This is a genomic window from Cellulophaga baltica (assembly GCF_018861125.1).
Taxonomy (GTDB): Bacteria; Bacteroidota; Bacteroidia; order Flavobacteriales; family Flavobacteriaceae; genus Cellulophaga; species Cellulophaga baltica_A.
Genome location: NZ_JAHKQN010000013.1, coordinates 503607 through 518778, shown reverse-complemented (window position 1 = coordinate 518778; position 15172 = coordinate 503607). Strand labels below are relative to the sequence as shown.

The following is a 15172-nucleotide window of genomic DNA, read 5'->3' as shown; positions in this document are numbered from 1 at the left end:
ACAAAGAATATATATGTAATGTTAATTTTTATCCCAAATTAAATTTAATACTATAAAATATATTATTTAAACATTGCTTAACCTACTTAATATTGATTTTAAATTAACTAAAAAAGACTACAGCTTATTGTCCCCCTGTGATACGTATTGTGGTCTTTTTTTTATCTTAAAAAGTTAATTTTAAATGAATGTTCGGAGTTATACTTAAAGCTTTTTCATTTATTTTTTGCGTGTTTTCAGAATCATCTAGAGTATAATAAGAAGAAATAATATTTTTTTTATTTAATACATTCCATAAAGCAAAACCTATTTCTAATTTAGTTTTATCATTTAAATTAAAATCATATCTACTTGAAAAGTCTACTCTGAGATAGTCATGTTGTCTATTTTCATTTGTAGGACCATAGTTTATTGTTCCTTCGGAAACAGGAGTATTAGTATCTGGTTCAGTATATGGTTTGCCTGTATGCCAATTAATTCCAAGTGCAAGTAATAATTTATTAAAAGTATAGTTTGTTCCAGCAACAATTGCATTTGTAATATCAAAATTACTAGAAAAACTATTGTCTTCTAATTCTTTGAAATAATAGTTACTATTTAAATAAGAATAGCTTATCCAACTACTACCTTTTTTAAATTGTTTTCTTAAAAGTAAATCTGCACCACTAGCCTCATAGTCTCCATTTTCATTAGTATATTCATAAGCATCTTGAAAACCTTGACTTTGTGTTGTGATACCAGTAACTTTTTTGTAAAATGGAGTTAAGTTAAATAACCAACCCTTATGATTATAGCTTAGGCCAAAGGACAATTGTTTACTTTGAATTATTGGGACAGATTCATTGTCTGACAGTTGCCATCTTCGCTTTTCTATACCTAAAAAATCGTTTTGAAAATTAATAATTTGTGAAGTACTTTGGTGCTTGAACTCACCTAATACCTCAAATGCTATTTTTTTTGAAAATTTATGATTAAAACTTAAGCGAGGTTCCCATACATGCTTATTAAACTTATTTAAGTAATTATATCTTACCCCTAAGTTATAATGATTTTTTTTGTTTAACGATGATATTTCTATTTCGCTGAAAATAGCATGTGTTCTAAGCACTTTTGCTTCTAATAAAATATACTTTGGATCATCAACATCATCTAAATTAGAAACTTTGGTTTCTACAAAGTTGTAGCCGTTTATTATAGAAATTTGTGGTGATAATGATGTATTAGTTATTAATTTTATTCCAGTTTCAGAAACCATATTTTCTTGTAAAAAACGTTGATTTTCTTGAATATTTACATTCTTACCTCTTAGTTTATAATCTGTTTCATAGATGTGAAGTTGTGTATTAAAATTATCTGTCCATTTTTTATGGTATTGTACACCACCCGCAATACTACTTTGGTTTAGTTTACTTTGTCGTATTTCTTGAAGCCCTGAAACTTCATCTTTTTCATTAAAAACTACTTCATTTGCGGTATAAATAAAATTAAATTTAAAATGTTCTCTATCTGATGGTTGAACAAGTAAACGAATTGAAGTGTCATAAAAATCAAACATAATATCCGAATTTGTAGCTTCTGAAGTATTATTATAAATCTCTGTATCTTGTGAAATGCGTTCAAAATACTGTGAATACGTTGGTGTTTGAACTAAATCACTAATAGATTTTCTAGCAGTAATTTGTAACGATGCTTTTTCACCTATTGGTGTATCTATAAAACCATTAACATCTAATAAATTTGCACTTATACTAGCTTTAAAATTGGAGTTTAAAGATGGATCTGTATGCATTGATATAGTTCCTGAAACTCCATCAGTCTCTTTAGCACTAGTACCATTTTTTCGTATTTCTACTTTTTGTGTTATGTTGGAATTATACATAGATATTAAACCAAAAAAATGTCCTGATTGGTACATTTTTATGCCATCCCATGTTATTAAATTTTGATCATTACTACCACCTCTTATATTAATATTAGAAACAGTTTCATCAATACTTTGTATACCAGGTAATGCTTTTACAGTTTGTAAGACATCATTTTCAATTAGACCAGGAAGGATAGAAAATTTATCAAAATCTATTTGAAATGAACCATTGTCAAGCTTATCAACTCCTCTTATTAAATAATCATAAACAATTATTTCAGCTAACTGTTCATGATTAGGAATTAAATAAATATTTGCGCAATTGTTTTTATTAAAATAACGTATTTGTCTTTCTAATGTTTTGTGTCCGAAATGTTTAATAATTATAACATCTACATCAGTTTGTATTTCAATATTAAAATAACCATCTCCATTAGTTAATGTGCTAATATTAGCATTTTGAATAGTCACATATGGTAGAGCTTCTCCTGTGTCTTTATCAATTATAAACCCACAAAGGTTTTTTTTTATTTTTTTTATTGTGATGATTTTTTTTGATATGTAAACAAAGTTTAAGTTAGTTTGTTCACTTATATCGAAAATTATTTCATCTAATGGCTTTGTGGAATCTATAGATTGTACGTTAATATTATCTATTAAAGTAGAAGCATAATTAAACTGTACATCATACTTTTCTTGTAAAATTTCTAAAACACTATTAAGCGATTTTTGAGCATTGTTTTCTTGTGCAATGCATTTTAATACAATGCCAAAAAATAAAATAAACCATATAATTTTTTTTATATTTTTACTCACTAATATCCAAACGAACTTTGTTTTGCTTTAGTATTTCATAATTTAAACCAAGTGGCTCAGATATTGACATTAATGCACTTTCAAGATTGTTATGAATAAATGCCCCAGTGAATAATTGAGTAGTGTTTATTTTATTAGATTCAATATCAATACCATATTGTCTTTCTAATTCTGCAATTACTTCATAAACTGGTATACGATCAAATTGACTAGTGTTTTCTATCCATGCAGGACTAGGTTTGCTATGTCTTTTGGTTTTTATTTCTTTTTTTATAGAGCTAAATTTATCGCCAACTTTTAATATTTTAGTGCTATTTGAAGTTTGTACGCGTACTGTGCCTTCAAAGCAAGTAACTTCAAAAATTTCACCTCTTTCTTTTACATTAAATTCAGTTCCTAAGACAGTAACAGTACCTATACTTGTAATTACATTAAATTTAGAGCCTTTGGCAACATCAAAATAAGCTTCTCCGCTCAATAATATTTCTCTTTTATTATTCCAATTTGTCTCATCATATTTAATATCAGAAAGGGCATTTAATACAACTCTAGAATTATCAGGTAAAATAACGGTTGTTTTTTCAACTACCGTAGTTTCTACTTCTATTAAATCATTTGAAAAAAACACAAAGTATACTCCAACAAATAGAACCAATACACTAGCTATTTTTAGCATTGGTTTTAGCCAATTTATTTTTTTAACAGGACTTTTATCTGTGTTAATTTTGGATTTAAAGTTTTCGTAAGTTGGCATTTCTGAATTATTTGAAGCTTTAAAAAGTAAAGCATCATCAATAATTTTTTTATAGAAATTTGCATTTTCTAGAGCATTGAAAGCATTGCTTTCTTTTTCATTGAGCTCATCTGAAAGCCACTTCTGTATTAAATCTTTATGGTTCATGTTTAGTACTTATTTATTATATAACAACTTAGAGACACAAACTCCTGATTATTTTATTTTAAAACTATCTAATTCTTTTTTTAATTGATCAAATGCTGAATATATACGATATTCAACCACCTTTTTTGTTATTCCTAATAATTGTGCAATTTCTTCATGTTTTTTACCTTCAACTTTATTTAGCATAAATGCAGTACGTTGTTTTTCTGGTAAATTTGATAATGCCTTTTGATATTTTTTATAATATTCATCTTTTTCAAGAATAAATAGAGGAGTTTCATTAGTATAGTTTTTTGTATGCTCACTTTGGTATTTTAAAACTACTTTTTGATGCTTAACTTCATTAAGCATTAAGTTATTTGCTACCGTATATAAAAATGATTTTGATTTTTGCAAACTTACTTTACTACAATTTTCCCATAACTTTATAAATGCTTCTTGAGCTTTATCTTTCGGATTTAGATTTTCTCCGTATTTGTAATAAAGAAAATCATGTAAATTCTTAGCATGTTTATTATAGAAATTTTTGTAAATAGTTTCATTACAAATATCAACATGTAGCTCTTTTTTCAATTTTATTTTTTATTTAGTTAAAAAATTTTCAGGAAAATATAACGTTTGATTGTTTTAGTAATATCTATTCATAAATATATTGACCTAACCATGAAAAATATTAACGCATTAATAAATATTTTATTACTAACAATAATTCTATTCATAATTCTACTAATGTGTTCATGTAGAAGTGAGGAATCTATCTACGAAGGGACTACACCTGAAGATAGATTAGTTGTGGGGTCTAATGTTTCGAATCTGTTACTTCAAATAGCAATGAATGATGGCTCAAAAGATAATATAATTGATGGTGCAAGTTGTATTTCTGTTGAATTGCCGGTGACAGTAATTGTAAACGATACACAATTAGATTTATTAAGTATTGATGATTTTGATTTTGTAGAAGATATTTTTAATCAAGATTCTGAGGATGAAGATACATTAGAGATAGTTTATCCTATTACAATTATTTTTTCTGATTTCACAAAAACAGTTGTTCCAAACGCAGAGGATATGGAAATGCACGTTTCTAATTGTGGAGAAGAAAATGAGGTAGATTTAGATATTGAATGTGTTGATATTGTTTACCCTATTGTCATTTCTACATTTAATACGATTACTACTTTAATTTCCTCAAATACTATTGAGGAAGATGAAGAATTGTATGATTTTATATCTTATTTAGATGCTAATGAATTGGCAAGTGTATACTTTCCTGTAAGTTTTTTTTTATACGACGGTTCAGTTGTTGAAGTTACTAATATTGAAGAATTAGAGATTGTAATTGAAACATCAAAAGATAGTTGTGATGAGGAAGATAATAATGATATTGTTGAACCAGATTGTACAACCTGTGATACAAATGACCTTATTGATATATGGTCTTCATGTGATACTTGGGAAGTTGATAAAATGTACGTTTATGGTTCGAATATTAAAGATAATTACAGTGATTATTCATTTAATTTTTTATCAGATGGAAGTATAGTAGTGATAAGTGATTCCCAAACATATTTTGGTACTTGGGAGTCAAGTGGCGTTGGGATTTTAATGTTTCTTGAAATTGAAATAATTGACCTTCCTGATTTTAATTATATGTGGACTGTTTTAGAGATTACTGACTATAAAAATGACTACAAAAATAAAATTGAACTTCTTAATGGATTAAGGTCTTTAAGATTTAAAGAGGAATGTAAAGATGAAGAAGGTGATGATGATGACCATGAAGATGATGATTAAAATTATGATTTAAGAAAAAGATAACACTGCATTTTTTTATCGCTCTTAAGTTATTTTTAACTTCAATCAAAAATAAATATTATGAATTTGAAAGATAAAGTAGTTTATATAACAGGTGGATCAAAAGGAATTGGATACAGTACGGCAAAAGTTTTATTAGCAGCAGGAATGAAAGTTGCAATTAGTGGTAGAACTTTAAAAAGTGTACAAGAAGCGGCTAATGATTTGGGGACTGATGAAAATGTTTTGGCATTAGCTTCTGATGTTACTAAATTAAAAGATGAGCAAGATGCTGTTAGTTCAATTATAGAAAAATGGGGGCAGTTAGATGTTGTTTTAGCAAATGCAGGTGTTGGTAATTTTGCTCCGATTGATAAAATGACAGATGATGAGTGGCACCAAATGATTAATACTAATTTAAATGGCGTTTTTCATACTTTAAAAGCTTCTGTTGAAGCTTTGAAGAAAACAGAGGGTTATTATATAACACTTGCTAGTTTAGCGGGCACAAACTTTTTTGCAAACGGAGCAGGGTATAACGCAACTAAATTTGGTGTTGTTGGTTTTACGCAAGCTGCGATGCTTGATTTAAGACAATATGGAATTAAAGTTTCTACAATTATGCCAGGTTCAGTAGCTACACATTTTAATAACCACGTACCTTCTGATTCTGATGCTTGGAAAATACAACCAGAAGATATTGGTGAATTGGTATTAGATGTTTTAGAGATGAACCCTAGAACTTTACCAAGTAAAATAGAAGTACGTCCTACAAGGCCAGATTTAAAGTAATTTAAACTTCCTTTTCCATAAAAGGAATCTCAGGATTAAATATTTCTTGAATTAATAAACAAAGCACGTTTTTATACTCTAAAAGCGTGTTTTTGTCTATTGTATCATTTCTAGAAAAATTAAATTTTAAAATACCAGCATTTAAGTTTTTAAAAGATATAATCCCAGCTTTAATATTTTCAATAGGTTTTTGATTGTCGTATAATAACGTATAGCACAATAGCTGAAAAGCTTTGCTTTTTTTATAACTTTCTGTAATCTGTTCCCAATCTGTAATAGCTACATCAGGCGCCATTACTTTTCCTGTTTTATAGTCTACGATTCTTGTAATGCCATCAATTTCATCAACACGATCTAGTTTTCCTTTTATTCGTATTGGAAAACCAATTGTTGGAACATTTATATGAACATCTAAATCTTGTTCAAGTGCAACAATTTTAATTTTGTACTTTTCAATTTCTTTTATTTCAAGCTTTATAAAATTCTCAATATATTTCAGAATAACATTATAGGCGATTAAATTTTTACCTTGCGTAATATCACCATCCGCATAGGTTTTTATAAAATTACCTTTGACTGTAGGTTCTATTTTAGGGTAAAGTGCCTCGAGAGTTTTTTTGTTTAGAAATTCACCTATAAACGGTTGGTATAAATCTTCTAAAGTATCGTGAACAATGGTACCGAAAGTGTTAGCGGCTACATTTTCTTCAACAACATCAGTATCATAAATTTTTAAAATGCTTTTCTTGTAAAAATCTATTGGGTTTCTAATATAATTGGTTAGTGATGTAGGTGAAAAACCTTTAATAGCTAACTCTTTTATTAAGCCTAATAGTGCTTCATTTTTTTCTACAACTTCAAGTTTGTTAATGGTTGGTTTAACAGCTGCGGTTGCAGTTATTTCTGTAATGTTTTTGGCCACATTTTCATCGGTTAGTAGCTGAGTAATTAACCTACTCTTTTCATTACCCTCTAAAGCGTTTGGTTCTGTATTATATATTAAATATATATTTTTAGCACGTTGAAGTAACCTATAAAAATGATAAGTATACACTGCATCTTTCTCCTTATAAGTTGGTAATCCGTATATTTTTTTAATATCAAAAGGTATAAACGAATTGTTTGATTTTCCTGATGGTAAAATTCCTTCGTTTACAGATGTTAATATAACGGTTTCAAAATCAAGATTTCTACTTTCAAGCATACCCATTATTTGAGTACCTTGTAATGCATCACCTTGAAAGTCTAATGTTTCTGAGCTTATTAATTCTTTGTATAAAGATTGTAATGATTTTATATCTTTAATAAATTCATGTTCTTTTACGTGTATAAGTATTTGATTGAATAAGGTGTTGAACCTATATAAGTATTCTAATTCTAATGAACTTTCAAGTTTTTGAAATTTATTTTTTAAATGAGAAATAATATCTAAACAAATTTCAATAAATGTGATTGGTGAGAATTCTTTTTCAGAAAATAGTAAGGCTAGTTCTTTCTTTTTTTGAGGAACAATAGTATATAATTGTTGGCTCTTGACATAAATCCAATTTCTAGATTTTATTTTGGTTGCAATGGTGTTTGCATTATTAAGTTTATCTTCTTCTAAGTATTGTTGAATATAAGGGTGAGAAAGTATGTTTAAAATATGGATATAAAACCAACCTTTGTTTTCTTTAGCCTGCCATAGTTCAAATATTAAATTGAACATACCAGCTAAGGGGGTTTTATTAATTGGATATCCCATGGTAATGTTTATGTGTGCTATTTCTTCTGGGATAGCATTCATTATCGGGTTTAATAAATTTTCGTCACCTAAAACAATTGCAGTTTCATTTAAAACCTTTGGCTTGTTTTGATGCAAGGCCCCAATTATATTACCAACATATTTTGCTTGTGATACATTTTTTGGAACTCCTATCACTTCAATTTTCTTTGGTTCAAGATAATTGCTACTTATTCCGTTTAAACTATGTTGCGTAAAGTATGACCAGTTCTTTTTATGTTGCCTTATAAAATAACTAGCATCGTGTATTGAGTCCTGTAAAAAATAAGTATCTAAATCCCAATAAATTTCCGAAGTCTCGAGTTTTAAGAATTCTTGTATAATATTTTCTTCGGCTTTATTTAAGGCATTAAATCCGATAAAAATATATTTTTTGTCTGATGTTGATTCAATGTACTTTTTAATGGTATCATTTGCAATTCTATATGCGTAGCCTTGAGTTGCTTTATTCTTTTCTAATAACGTGTTATTAAAATGATGATATAAACCGTCTAAATTTTCCCAGAACTTTATGTAATCACTTATCATTTGAGTTTTATCAGCTTCTAAATACATATTCATTTCTTGAACAGCAGATAGGTGAGAAAATATTTGATTAGTATCCACTAAATAACGGTCAATTTCATTAAAGTCTTGTAGAATAGTTTGTCCCCATTTTGTAAAAACTAGAAAACTATCTTTCTCTTTTTCTTTACTAGTTTGTAGATATGATTGGTAGAGTGTAAATAACTGTTCTGTACTAGTTGCAAAGTTTAAGCCTGATATTTTTTCTATAAAATTCTCTGTACTATATATTTCAGGAGCAAAAGTTGTTTTAACCAATAATTTCGAAAGGCTATTTTTTAAAAATGTACCTGCTCTTTTACTCGGTAAAACAAAGATAATATTTGAGATATCACTATTTTCTTTTACTATTTTTTGGAGTACTTGTTCAATGAAACTTTGCATTATATAAAAATAAAAAAAGCTCCGCAATTGCGGAGCTTTTAATTATGTATTTAGAGTTTAAACTCTAGTAAATTACTTTACTAAGTTAATTTCAACTCTTCTGTTTTGTGTTCTACCAGATCTAGTGCTGTTAGAAGCGATAGGCTTATCTTCACCGTAACCTACAGCAGATAATCTAAATTCTTCAATTCCTTTTTCTACTAAGAATTCTTTTACAGAAAGTGCACGAGATTCAGATAAGCTTTGGTTAAGTTTAGCACTACCAACGCTATCAGTGTGACCTTCTACTGTAAATTTAGCATTAGGGTATTCTTTTAAGATTGTGATAATGTCAACCATTACAGAAGTAGACTCAGCTTTAATTGAAGATTTACCAGTATCAAATAAGATAGTTCTAGCGTAATCATTTAATTGCTTTTGAACTTCTTCAGTTACTTCAGGACAACCTTTGTTAGCAACAGTACCAGGTACTTCAGGACAAGCATCATCTTTATCTAAAACAGTATCACCATCTTTATCAGTGTAAGGACAACCTTTGTTAGCAGCAGGACCAGCTTCTGAAGGACAAGCGTCATCTTTATCAGCAACACCGTCACCGTCAGCATCTGGACAACCATTTAAGGCAGCAGTACCAGCTTCATTAGGACAAGCGTCATCTTTATCAGCAACACCATCACCATCAGTATCAGGACATCCGTTCATTTCTTTAGTACCAGCTTCGTTAGGACAAGCATCTTTGCTATCTTCGATTCCGTCACCATCAGCATCAGGACAACCGTTGAAAGCTTCTAAACCAGCAACTTCTGGACAAGCATCATCTTTGTCATAAACACCATCACCATCAGTATCAGTACCACCAAATTTAATTGCGATACCAGCCATATGTTGGAAATGAGGAGCTAAGTAATCTTCGAAAGAATGCTTATAAGTAGATTGTAAAGTTAAACCGATGTTTTCAGTAAACCATACGTTAACACCAATACCACCATTTGCAGTACCAGCACCTATTTCATCCATCCAAGTGTATCCACCACCAACTTCAACGAAAGGATCGATAACTGTACTTTGTAAGAAATTATATTTGATTGTTCCATCGATACCGTAGTAAGAAAGATCATCAACATCAGTATCTCCAAATTTGTCAATTCTATTTAAAGATCCTCTTGCTCCAACAGAAAAACCACTACCTACGAACTTAGATACAGATACGTAAGAGATTGAAGGAAGGATGTTCCAGTGATCAGTTGCATTGAAAAATTCATTTCCAAAAGAACTTACATCAGAAGTAGGATAAACGTCAACCGCATTAACACCAAAGCTCACTTGCCATGGATTATTCTCGTCTTGCGCTTGAATGCTGTTGATACCTACGAAAACTAGGGCAACAACCAATAATTTGCTAAGATGTTTCATTTTATTATATTTAATTTAAGGGTTTATTAGCGACAAATGTAAGTTGTTAATAATTATTAACAAAACCAATTTAAGGTTTTTTTTGATGTATTTAACATGAAAAATAACGCATTTAAACCTTTAAAGTACAAAAAATATAATATCTATCCATTATTATTACATTTTATGTGAATCATTTGTTAATGTAATACATTACTAATCAGTAGTGTAAGATATTAAGTTATTAAACAAACTCTGGAGTTATATTTTCATTAATATATACAATTACCTTTGCTTTAATTGTATAGCCCATATCTATTAAAGCTGATGCATAAGAGTCTACTTGATCTTTATATGATATACTTCTTTGCCCTGTTTTGTAATCAATAATAGTAACATTGTCACCGTTAATTACCAATCTATCCGGTCTTAATAATGTTCCGTTTTTAGTAATTATATCTGTTTCGTTTTTTATAATGTTACCTGGAATATAAAATTCTTGTAGTTGGGGGTGTTCAGTAATGCCTAGTATTTTTTGTTTTAACCTTGTTAATTCAAATTCACTGAGTTCTCCTTTGTCATATAAAAGTTTAAAACAATTATTTACATCGTCCCTAGTTTGTATTAGACTTAATATATGATGGATTGTATTCCCTTTTGTTAATGCCGCTTCAATAGTAGTGTCCCAAAGCATACCTGATTTTGTAACAATTTTAAAACTTGATCTTTCTTTATATGTATACTGATGTTTTATTTCTACCTGTTTATTGTTTTCTTGTTCTTTATTGGTGGAATTACCTAATAGTCCAAAACTATATTCAAGCTTTTGTTCACTCCATAAACCTAATGACATTAAATAGTTTATAAATAAACCTGAGTAATATTTGTCTTTTGGTTTTTTTGCTTTGTTATCAAATTCTTTTTTTGAAATTATAAATAAGTTTTTTTCAGCTCTAGTTAGTGCTACATAAAGGACATTAAAAGCATCAAGTTCAAGTTTTTGTTGCTCGTCATCATATAATACTTCTACTTCTTCATTATAGTGAACTATTTTTTGACTTTTATTTATTAGGACATTTTCAAAACCATTGAATTGATTTTTGTCTACAGGTAACCACATTTTTGGCTTTACTTCCTTATATATATCACTATTCGCAAAAGGATAAATTACTATAGGAAACTCTAATCCTTTTGATTTATGAATAGTCATTATTTGAACTGCGTTCATGCCAATAGGTGTACTGATGCTTAAGTTATCTTTTTTCTTTTCCCAATAATCTAAAAATACTTTTGCACTTGAACCTTGTTTGTATTCTAAATCTAATACTTCATCTAATAGATAAGTTAGGTATGCATCAGAATCTTCAGTAAGTTTAAACAGTTTAATAGCTTGCTCAAAACCATCGTAAACTGATGTTTGCCTTAGTTTTTCAAAATCAAAATCATAAGTGTTTTGTAAATGTGTTGCTATGTTTTTTATGTTACCATATATATAGGTATGTAGTGTTTCTTTATTTTTATTTAAAAAATAAAGAATTTGGTAGGCAGCCTCTTCATCTTCTGGCGTTAAACTATATTTTAATAAATTTATTAAAAATGTAACTTTTGGATTGCTACTCAGTAAAAGTGTTTCAGATGATATAATGGGAATTTGTTCTTGATTTAGATAATTGGCAAGTGTAACGCCATTTTTCTTATCTCGAACTAAAATACAAATGTCCTTTAGTAAATAATTTTTCTCTAAAACTAATTGTATTGTGTTTAATACTTCTTTGCAATAAAGCTCATCTTGGTTTTTATCTTGTTCTTCAATAAAAGTTAGTTGTACATAACCACCTTTTTTATTGTTTTGTTTTTGTTGATTTCCTTCTTTAAAAAGGGTTTTATAAATTTCGTTATTAAGACTTGAACTTATTGATGAGAAAAAGTCATTGTTAAATTTTATTACTTCATCATAACTACGGTAATTGGTTGGTAGGTTTTCAATTTCAGGAGTAACAACAAAAGGGTTGTTTTTTGTGTTCACTAAGTCTAAAAATTGCTCAGCTTTACCACCACGCCATCTGTAAATTGCCTGTTTTGTGTCACCAACTAAGAGTAATGATCCTAAATTTCCCTTTTCATCTTCACTTTCTAAGGCATTACCAATTAATGGAATTAAATTTGTCCACTGTAATTCTGATGTATCTTGAAATTCGTCAATAAAATAATGCCGGTATTTTTCTCCCAAACGCTCATAAATAAAAGGTACAGGTTGGTCTTTTATTTCTTTAGAAATTATTGCATTAAAAGTTGCTAACGGTATTTCATCACGTTCTAACTCGATAGTCTTTACTTCTTTTTGTAGAGCATTTAAAACCGTTAGTGGTACAATGTTTTTGTACGCATTTTTTAAAAATGATAAAGTGTAGAATGCTTTTTTAATTTCTTGAAAAAGAACATTAAATGTAGGGTGTAAGTTATCAATTGCTCCTTTTTTATCGTCAGATAATTTTTTGGTATATAAAGGAGTATTTTCAAAATCTTGCTTCCAAGCTGCATCAAAATTTACTTTACTACTTACAATTGAAGTTTCTACTATAAATTTTGGAAACCATGAAGATCTAAAATCGCTAAATTCTAGTCCATTTTTATCAAATAAATCTAGTATTTCTTTACTATTGTTTTTTATAAGTTCTTCAGCAATCTTAATATTTTTTCTAAGCGATTTTTTTAATTCATCAAAATCTGATAGATTTTTTAAGGCTAATGTATCAAGTATTTGTTCGTGCTTTTCTTTAAAAAGCAATTCCCTTCCCATGTCAAAAATATCCAACGAAATATCCCAACTTTTATCATCATCAGCTTTTTCAAGAGCGTAAGCAATTAATATGTTTGTTAATTTCTCATTAGTACCTGCTTTGTTTACTAAGCGATCTACAGCTTCACTTAAAAGTAAATTAGTGTCTAATATTACTTCAAAGTTCTGTGGTAATTTTAAATCTTTAGCAAATGTTCTTATGAGTCTGTGGGTGAATTTATCTATGGTGGATACATCAAAAAATGCATAGTTATGTAAAATCTCTTTTAAAGTTCTTTTGGCTTTTTTTTGTAATGAAACGAGATCAGTATTTAATTCCGTTAATAAGTCAATAAACATTGGCGGAGCATCATCAATTGACAAAACATTTCCAAAATCGTATAAGCTAGTTAATATTCTTTCTTTCATTTCATTTACCGCTTTATTGGTAAATGTCATTGCTAAAATTTCTCTATAATTTGATGTTGAATTACTTGAAAGAATAATTTTCAAATAAGCTTTAGATAAGGTGTAGGTTTTCCCTGAACCAGCAGAGGCATTATATATATTGTATGAAGAGTTTATCACCTACTTTTTACTTGCAAAATACGGAATCTTATACAGTTTCTTAACAAAATTATAGTAGAATTAGTTTCTTAAAACGTTAACTTTGTTAAAGAACTATATATTAATTAAATAAAATAATTATTATGGCATTTGAATTACCAAAATTACCATATGCATACGATGCATTAGAGCCTAATATTGATGCAAGAACTATGGAAATACACCATACTAAGCACCATAACGGATATACAACAAAATTAAACGGCGCAATAGAAGGTACTGATTTAGAAGGAAAATCTATTGAAGACATTTTAACTAATTTAGATATGTCTAATAATGCTGTAAGAAATAATGGTGGTGGTTTTTACAATCACTCTTTATTTTGGGAAGTAATGTCTCCAAATGGTGGGGGAACTCCTTCAGGAGAATTAGCTTCAGCAATTGATACTGCTTTTGGTTCTTTTGATGCTTTTAAAAATGCATTTACTACTGCTGCAGGTACTAGATTTGGTTCTGGTTGGGCATGGTTATGTGTTCATAAAGGTGGTAAGGTTGAAGTTTGTTCTACGCCTAACCAAGACAATCCATTAATGCCAGAAACTGGATGTGAAGGTTTTCCTATTTTAGGATTAGATGTATGGGAGCATGCATACTACTTAAACTACCAAAACAAAAGACCAGAATATATTAATGCTTTCTTTAGTGTTATAAACTGGGATAAAGTTTCTGAATTATATGCCGCTAACAAATAATTGTAGTAGTATTTAGATACTTATATAAATTTTAAAAAACCTCGTTAGTAAATTTACTAACGAGGTTTTTTGATTTTATTAAATAGAAAAGGGTAGAGAAATCTCTACCCTTTTCATCCCAAATCTTACCATAAACTTAACCTACTTATGCTATGGCAATGCTAAATTACTGGTATTGTGAGAAATATACAAGGTAAAAGACTCTTTTTATGAACTGTATAGAAAATAAAAGTGATGCAGTTTATCGATAATATTGTTTATTTAACGATAAAGTGTTGATTATCAGAAATGAAAAAGGCAGAGTACTACTCTGCCTTTTTCCCCCAAATCTTACCATGAACTTAACCTACTTATGCTATGGTCCTCCAAAAGTAGTATTCTTTAGTACTTTTTGGACAATGTTTTAGATAAAAGCGGATTTTAATAAGTTGAAATGCGCTATTTAATGTTTATAGATGATCTTGATATACTTAAAAATAAAAAGGCGGAGCATAAACTCCGCCTTTTTCCCCAAATCTTTACCATGAACTTAACCTACTTATGCTATGGTTTTTCAAAAGTAATATATGTACTTGTTCCGTAAACAAAGTTTTAGATGTACTATGTAATAAATAAGATTAATTGTATTGTGGTACTCCGTAAACTTTTCTGCTTTAAATACTTATAAAGAAAATCTATTTAATGTCAGAAAATAAAAAAGGCAGAGTAAAACTCTACCTTTTTCCCCAAATCTTACCATGAACTTAACCTACTTATGCTATGGCAGTACTAAAAGTACCTTGAC

At 28.9% G+C, this 15172-nt stretch carries 9 protein-coding genes; 3 read left to right on the top strand and 6 right to left on the bottom strand.

The features are described 5' to 3' along the window. Positions 1-166: 166 nt before the first annotated feature. The 3 genes from KO500_RS05000 to KO500_RS04990 are packed head-to-tail and all read right to left on the bottom strand — an operon-like array spanning position 167 to position 4154. Positions 167-2680 (bottom strand): TonB-dependent receptor, encoded by a 2514-nt coding sequence (locus tag KO500_RS05000; RefSeq protein ID WP_215955402.1) that lies wholly within the window; start codon positions 2678-2680, stop codon positions 167-169. Continuing rightward, positions 2673-3581 (bottom strand): FecR family protein, encoded by a 909-nt coding sequence (locus KO500_RS04995; RefSeq protein ID WP_215955401.1) that lies wholly within the window; start codon positions 3579-3581, stop codon positions 2673-2675. Before KO500_RS04995 ends, KO500_RS05000 begins: the two co-directional genes overlap by 8 nt. Before the next feature lie 48 nt (positions 3582-3629). Then, positions 3630-4154 carry an RNA polymerase sigma factor gene (locus KO500_RS04990; RefSeq protein ID WP_215955400.1) on the bottom strand — a complete coding sequence of 175 codons (525 nt, stop codon included), beginning with the start codon at positions 4152-4154 and terminating at the stop codon, positions 3630-3632. A gap of 90 nt (positions 4155-4244) precedes the next feature. Here KO500_RS04990 and KO500_RS04985 point away from each other — a divergent pair, with 90 nt between their 5' ends. Continuing rightward, a complete protein-coding gene (locus KO500_RS04985; RefSeq protein WP_215955399.1) occupies positions 4245-5375 on the top strand; it encodes a hypothetical protein in 1131 nt (376 codons plus the stop codon). An 81-nt stretch (positions 5376-5456) separates the two neighbouring features. Then, entirely contained in the window at positions 5457-6167 is a 711-nt protein-coding gene (locus KO500_RS04980) for an SDR family oxidoreductase (RefSeq protein WP_215955398.1), read from the top strand. Between the two features lies 1 nt (position 6168). Here the strand turns inward: KO500_RS04980 and KO500_RS04975 are convergent, their stop codons facing one another. The 3 genes from KO500_RS04975 to KO500_RS17540 form a co-directional block, all read right to left on the bottom strand. Next, on the bottom strand, positions 6169-8898 hold the full coding sequence (locus tag KO500_RS04975; RefSeq protein ID WP_215955397.1) for a PD-(D/E)XK nuclease family protein: 2730 nt from the start codon (positions 8896-8898) through the stop codon (positions 6169-6171). Positions 8899-8970: 72 nt separating this feature from the next. Continuing rightward, positions 8971-10311: an OmpA family protein gene (locus KO500_RS04970; RefSeq protein ID WP_215955396.1), complete on the bottom strand. Its 1341-nt coding sequence runs from the start codon at positions 10309-10311 to the stop codon at positions 8971-8973. Between the two features lie 223 nt (positions 10312-10534). Next, positions 10535-13657: a UvrD-helicase domain-containing protein gene (locus KO500_RS17540; protein ID WP_215955395.1), complete on the bottom strand. Its 3123-nt coding sequence runs from the start codon at positions 13655-13657 to the stop codon at positions 10535-10537. A 122-nt stretch (positions 13658-13779) separates the two neighbouring features. On the opposite strand from KO500_RS17540, the gene KO500_RS04960 reads away from it, so the two are divergent. Continuing rightward, positions 13780-14388 (top strand): superoxide dismutase, encoded by a 609-nt coding sequence (locus KO500_RS04960; RefSeq protein ID WP_215955394.1) that lies wholly within the window; start codon positions 13780-13782, stop codon positions 14386-14388. The last annotated feature ends 784 nt before the right edge of the window (positions 14389-15172 follow it).

Coding starts and splice junctions, on each gene's coding strand:
- KO500_RS04995 (WP_215955401.1), bottom strand. CDS start 3,581: ATGAACCATAAAGATTTAATACAGAAGTGGCTTTCAGATGAGCTCAAT.
- KO500_RS04985 (WP_215955399.1), top strand. CDS start 4,245: ATGAAAAATATTAACGCATTAATAAATATTTTATTACTAACAATAATT.
- KO500_RS04980 (WP_215955398.1), top strand. CDS start 5,457: ATGAATTTGAAAGATAAAGTAGTTTATATAACAGGTGGATCAAAAGGA.
- KO500_RS04975 (WP_215955397.1), bottom strand. CDS start 8,898: ATGCAAAGTTTCATTGAACAAGTACTCCAAAAAATAGTAAAAGAAAAT.
- KO500_RS04970 (WP_215955396.1), bottom strand. CDS start 10,311: ATGAAACATCTTAGCAAATTATTGGTTGTTGCCCTAGTTTTCGTAGGT.
- KO500_RS04960 (WP_215955394.1), top strand. CDS start 13,780: ATGGCATTTGAATTACCAAAATTACCATATGCATACGATGCATTAGAG.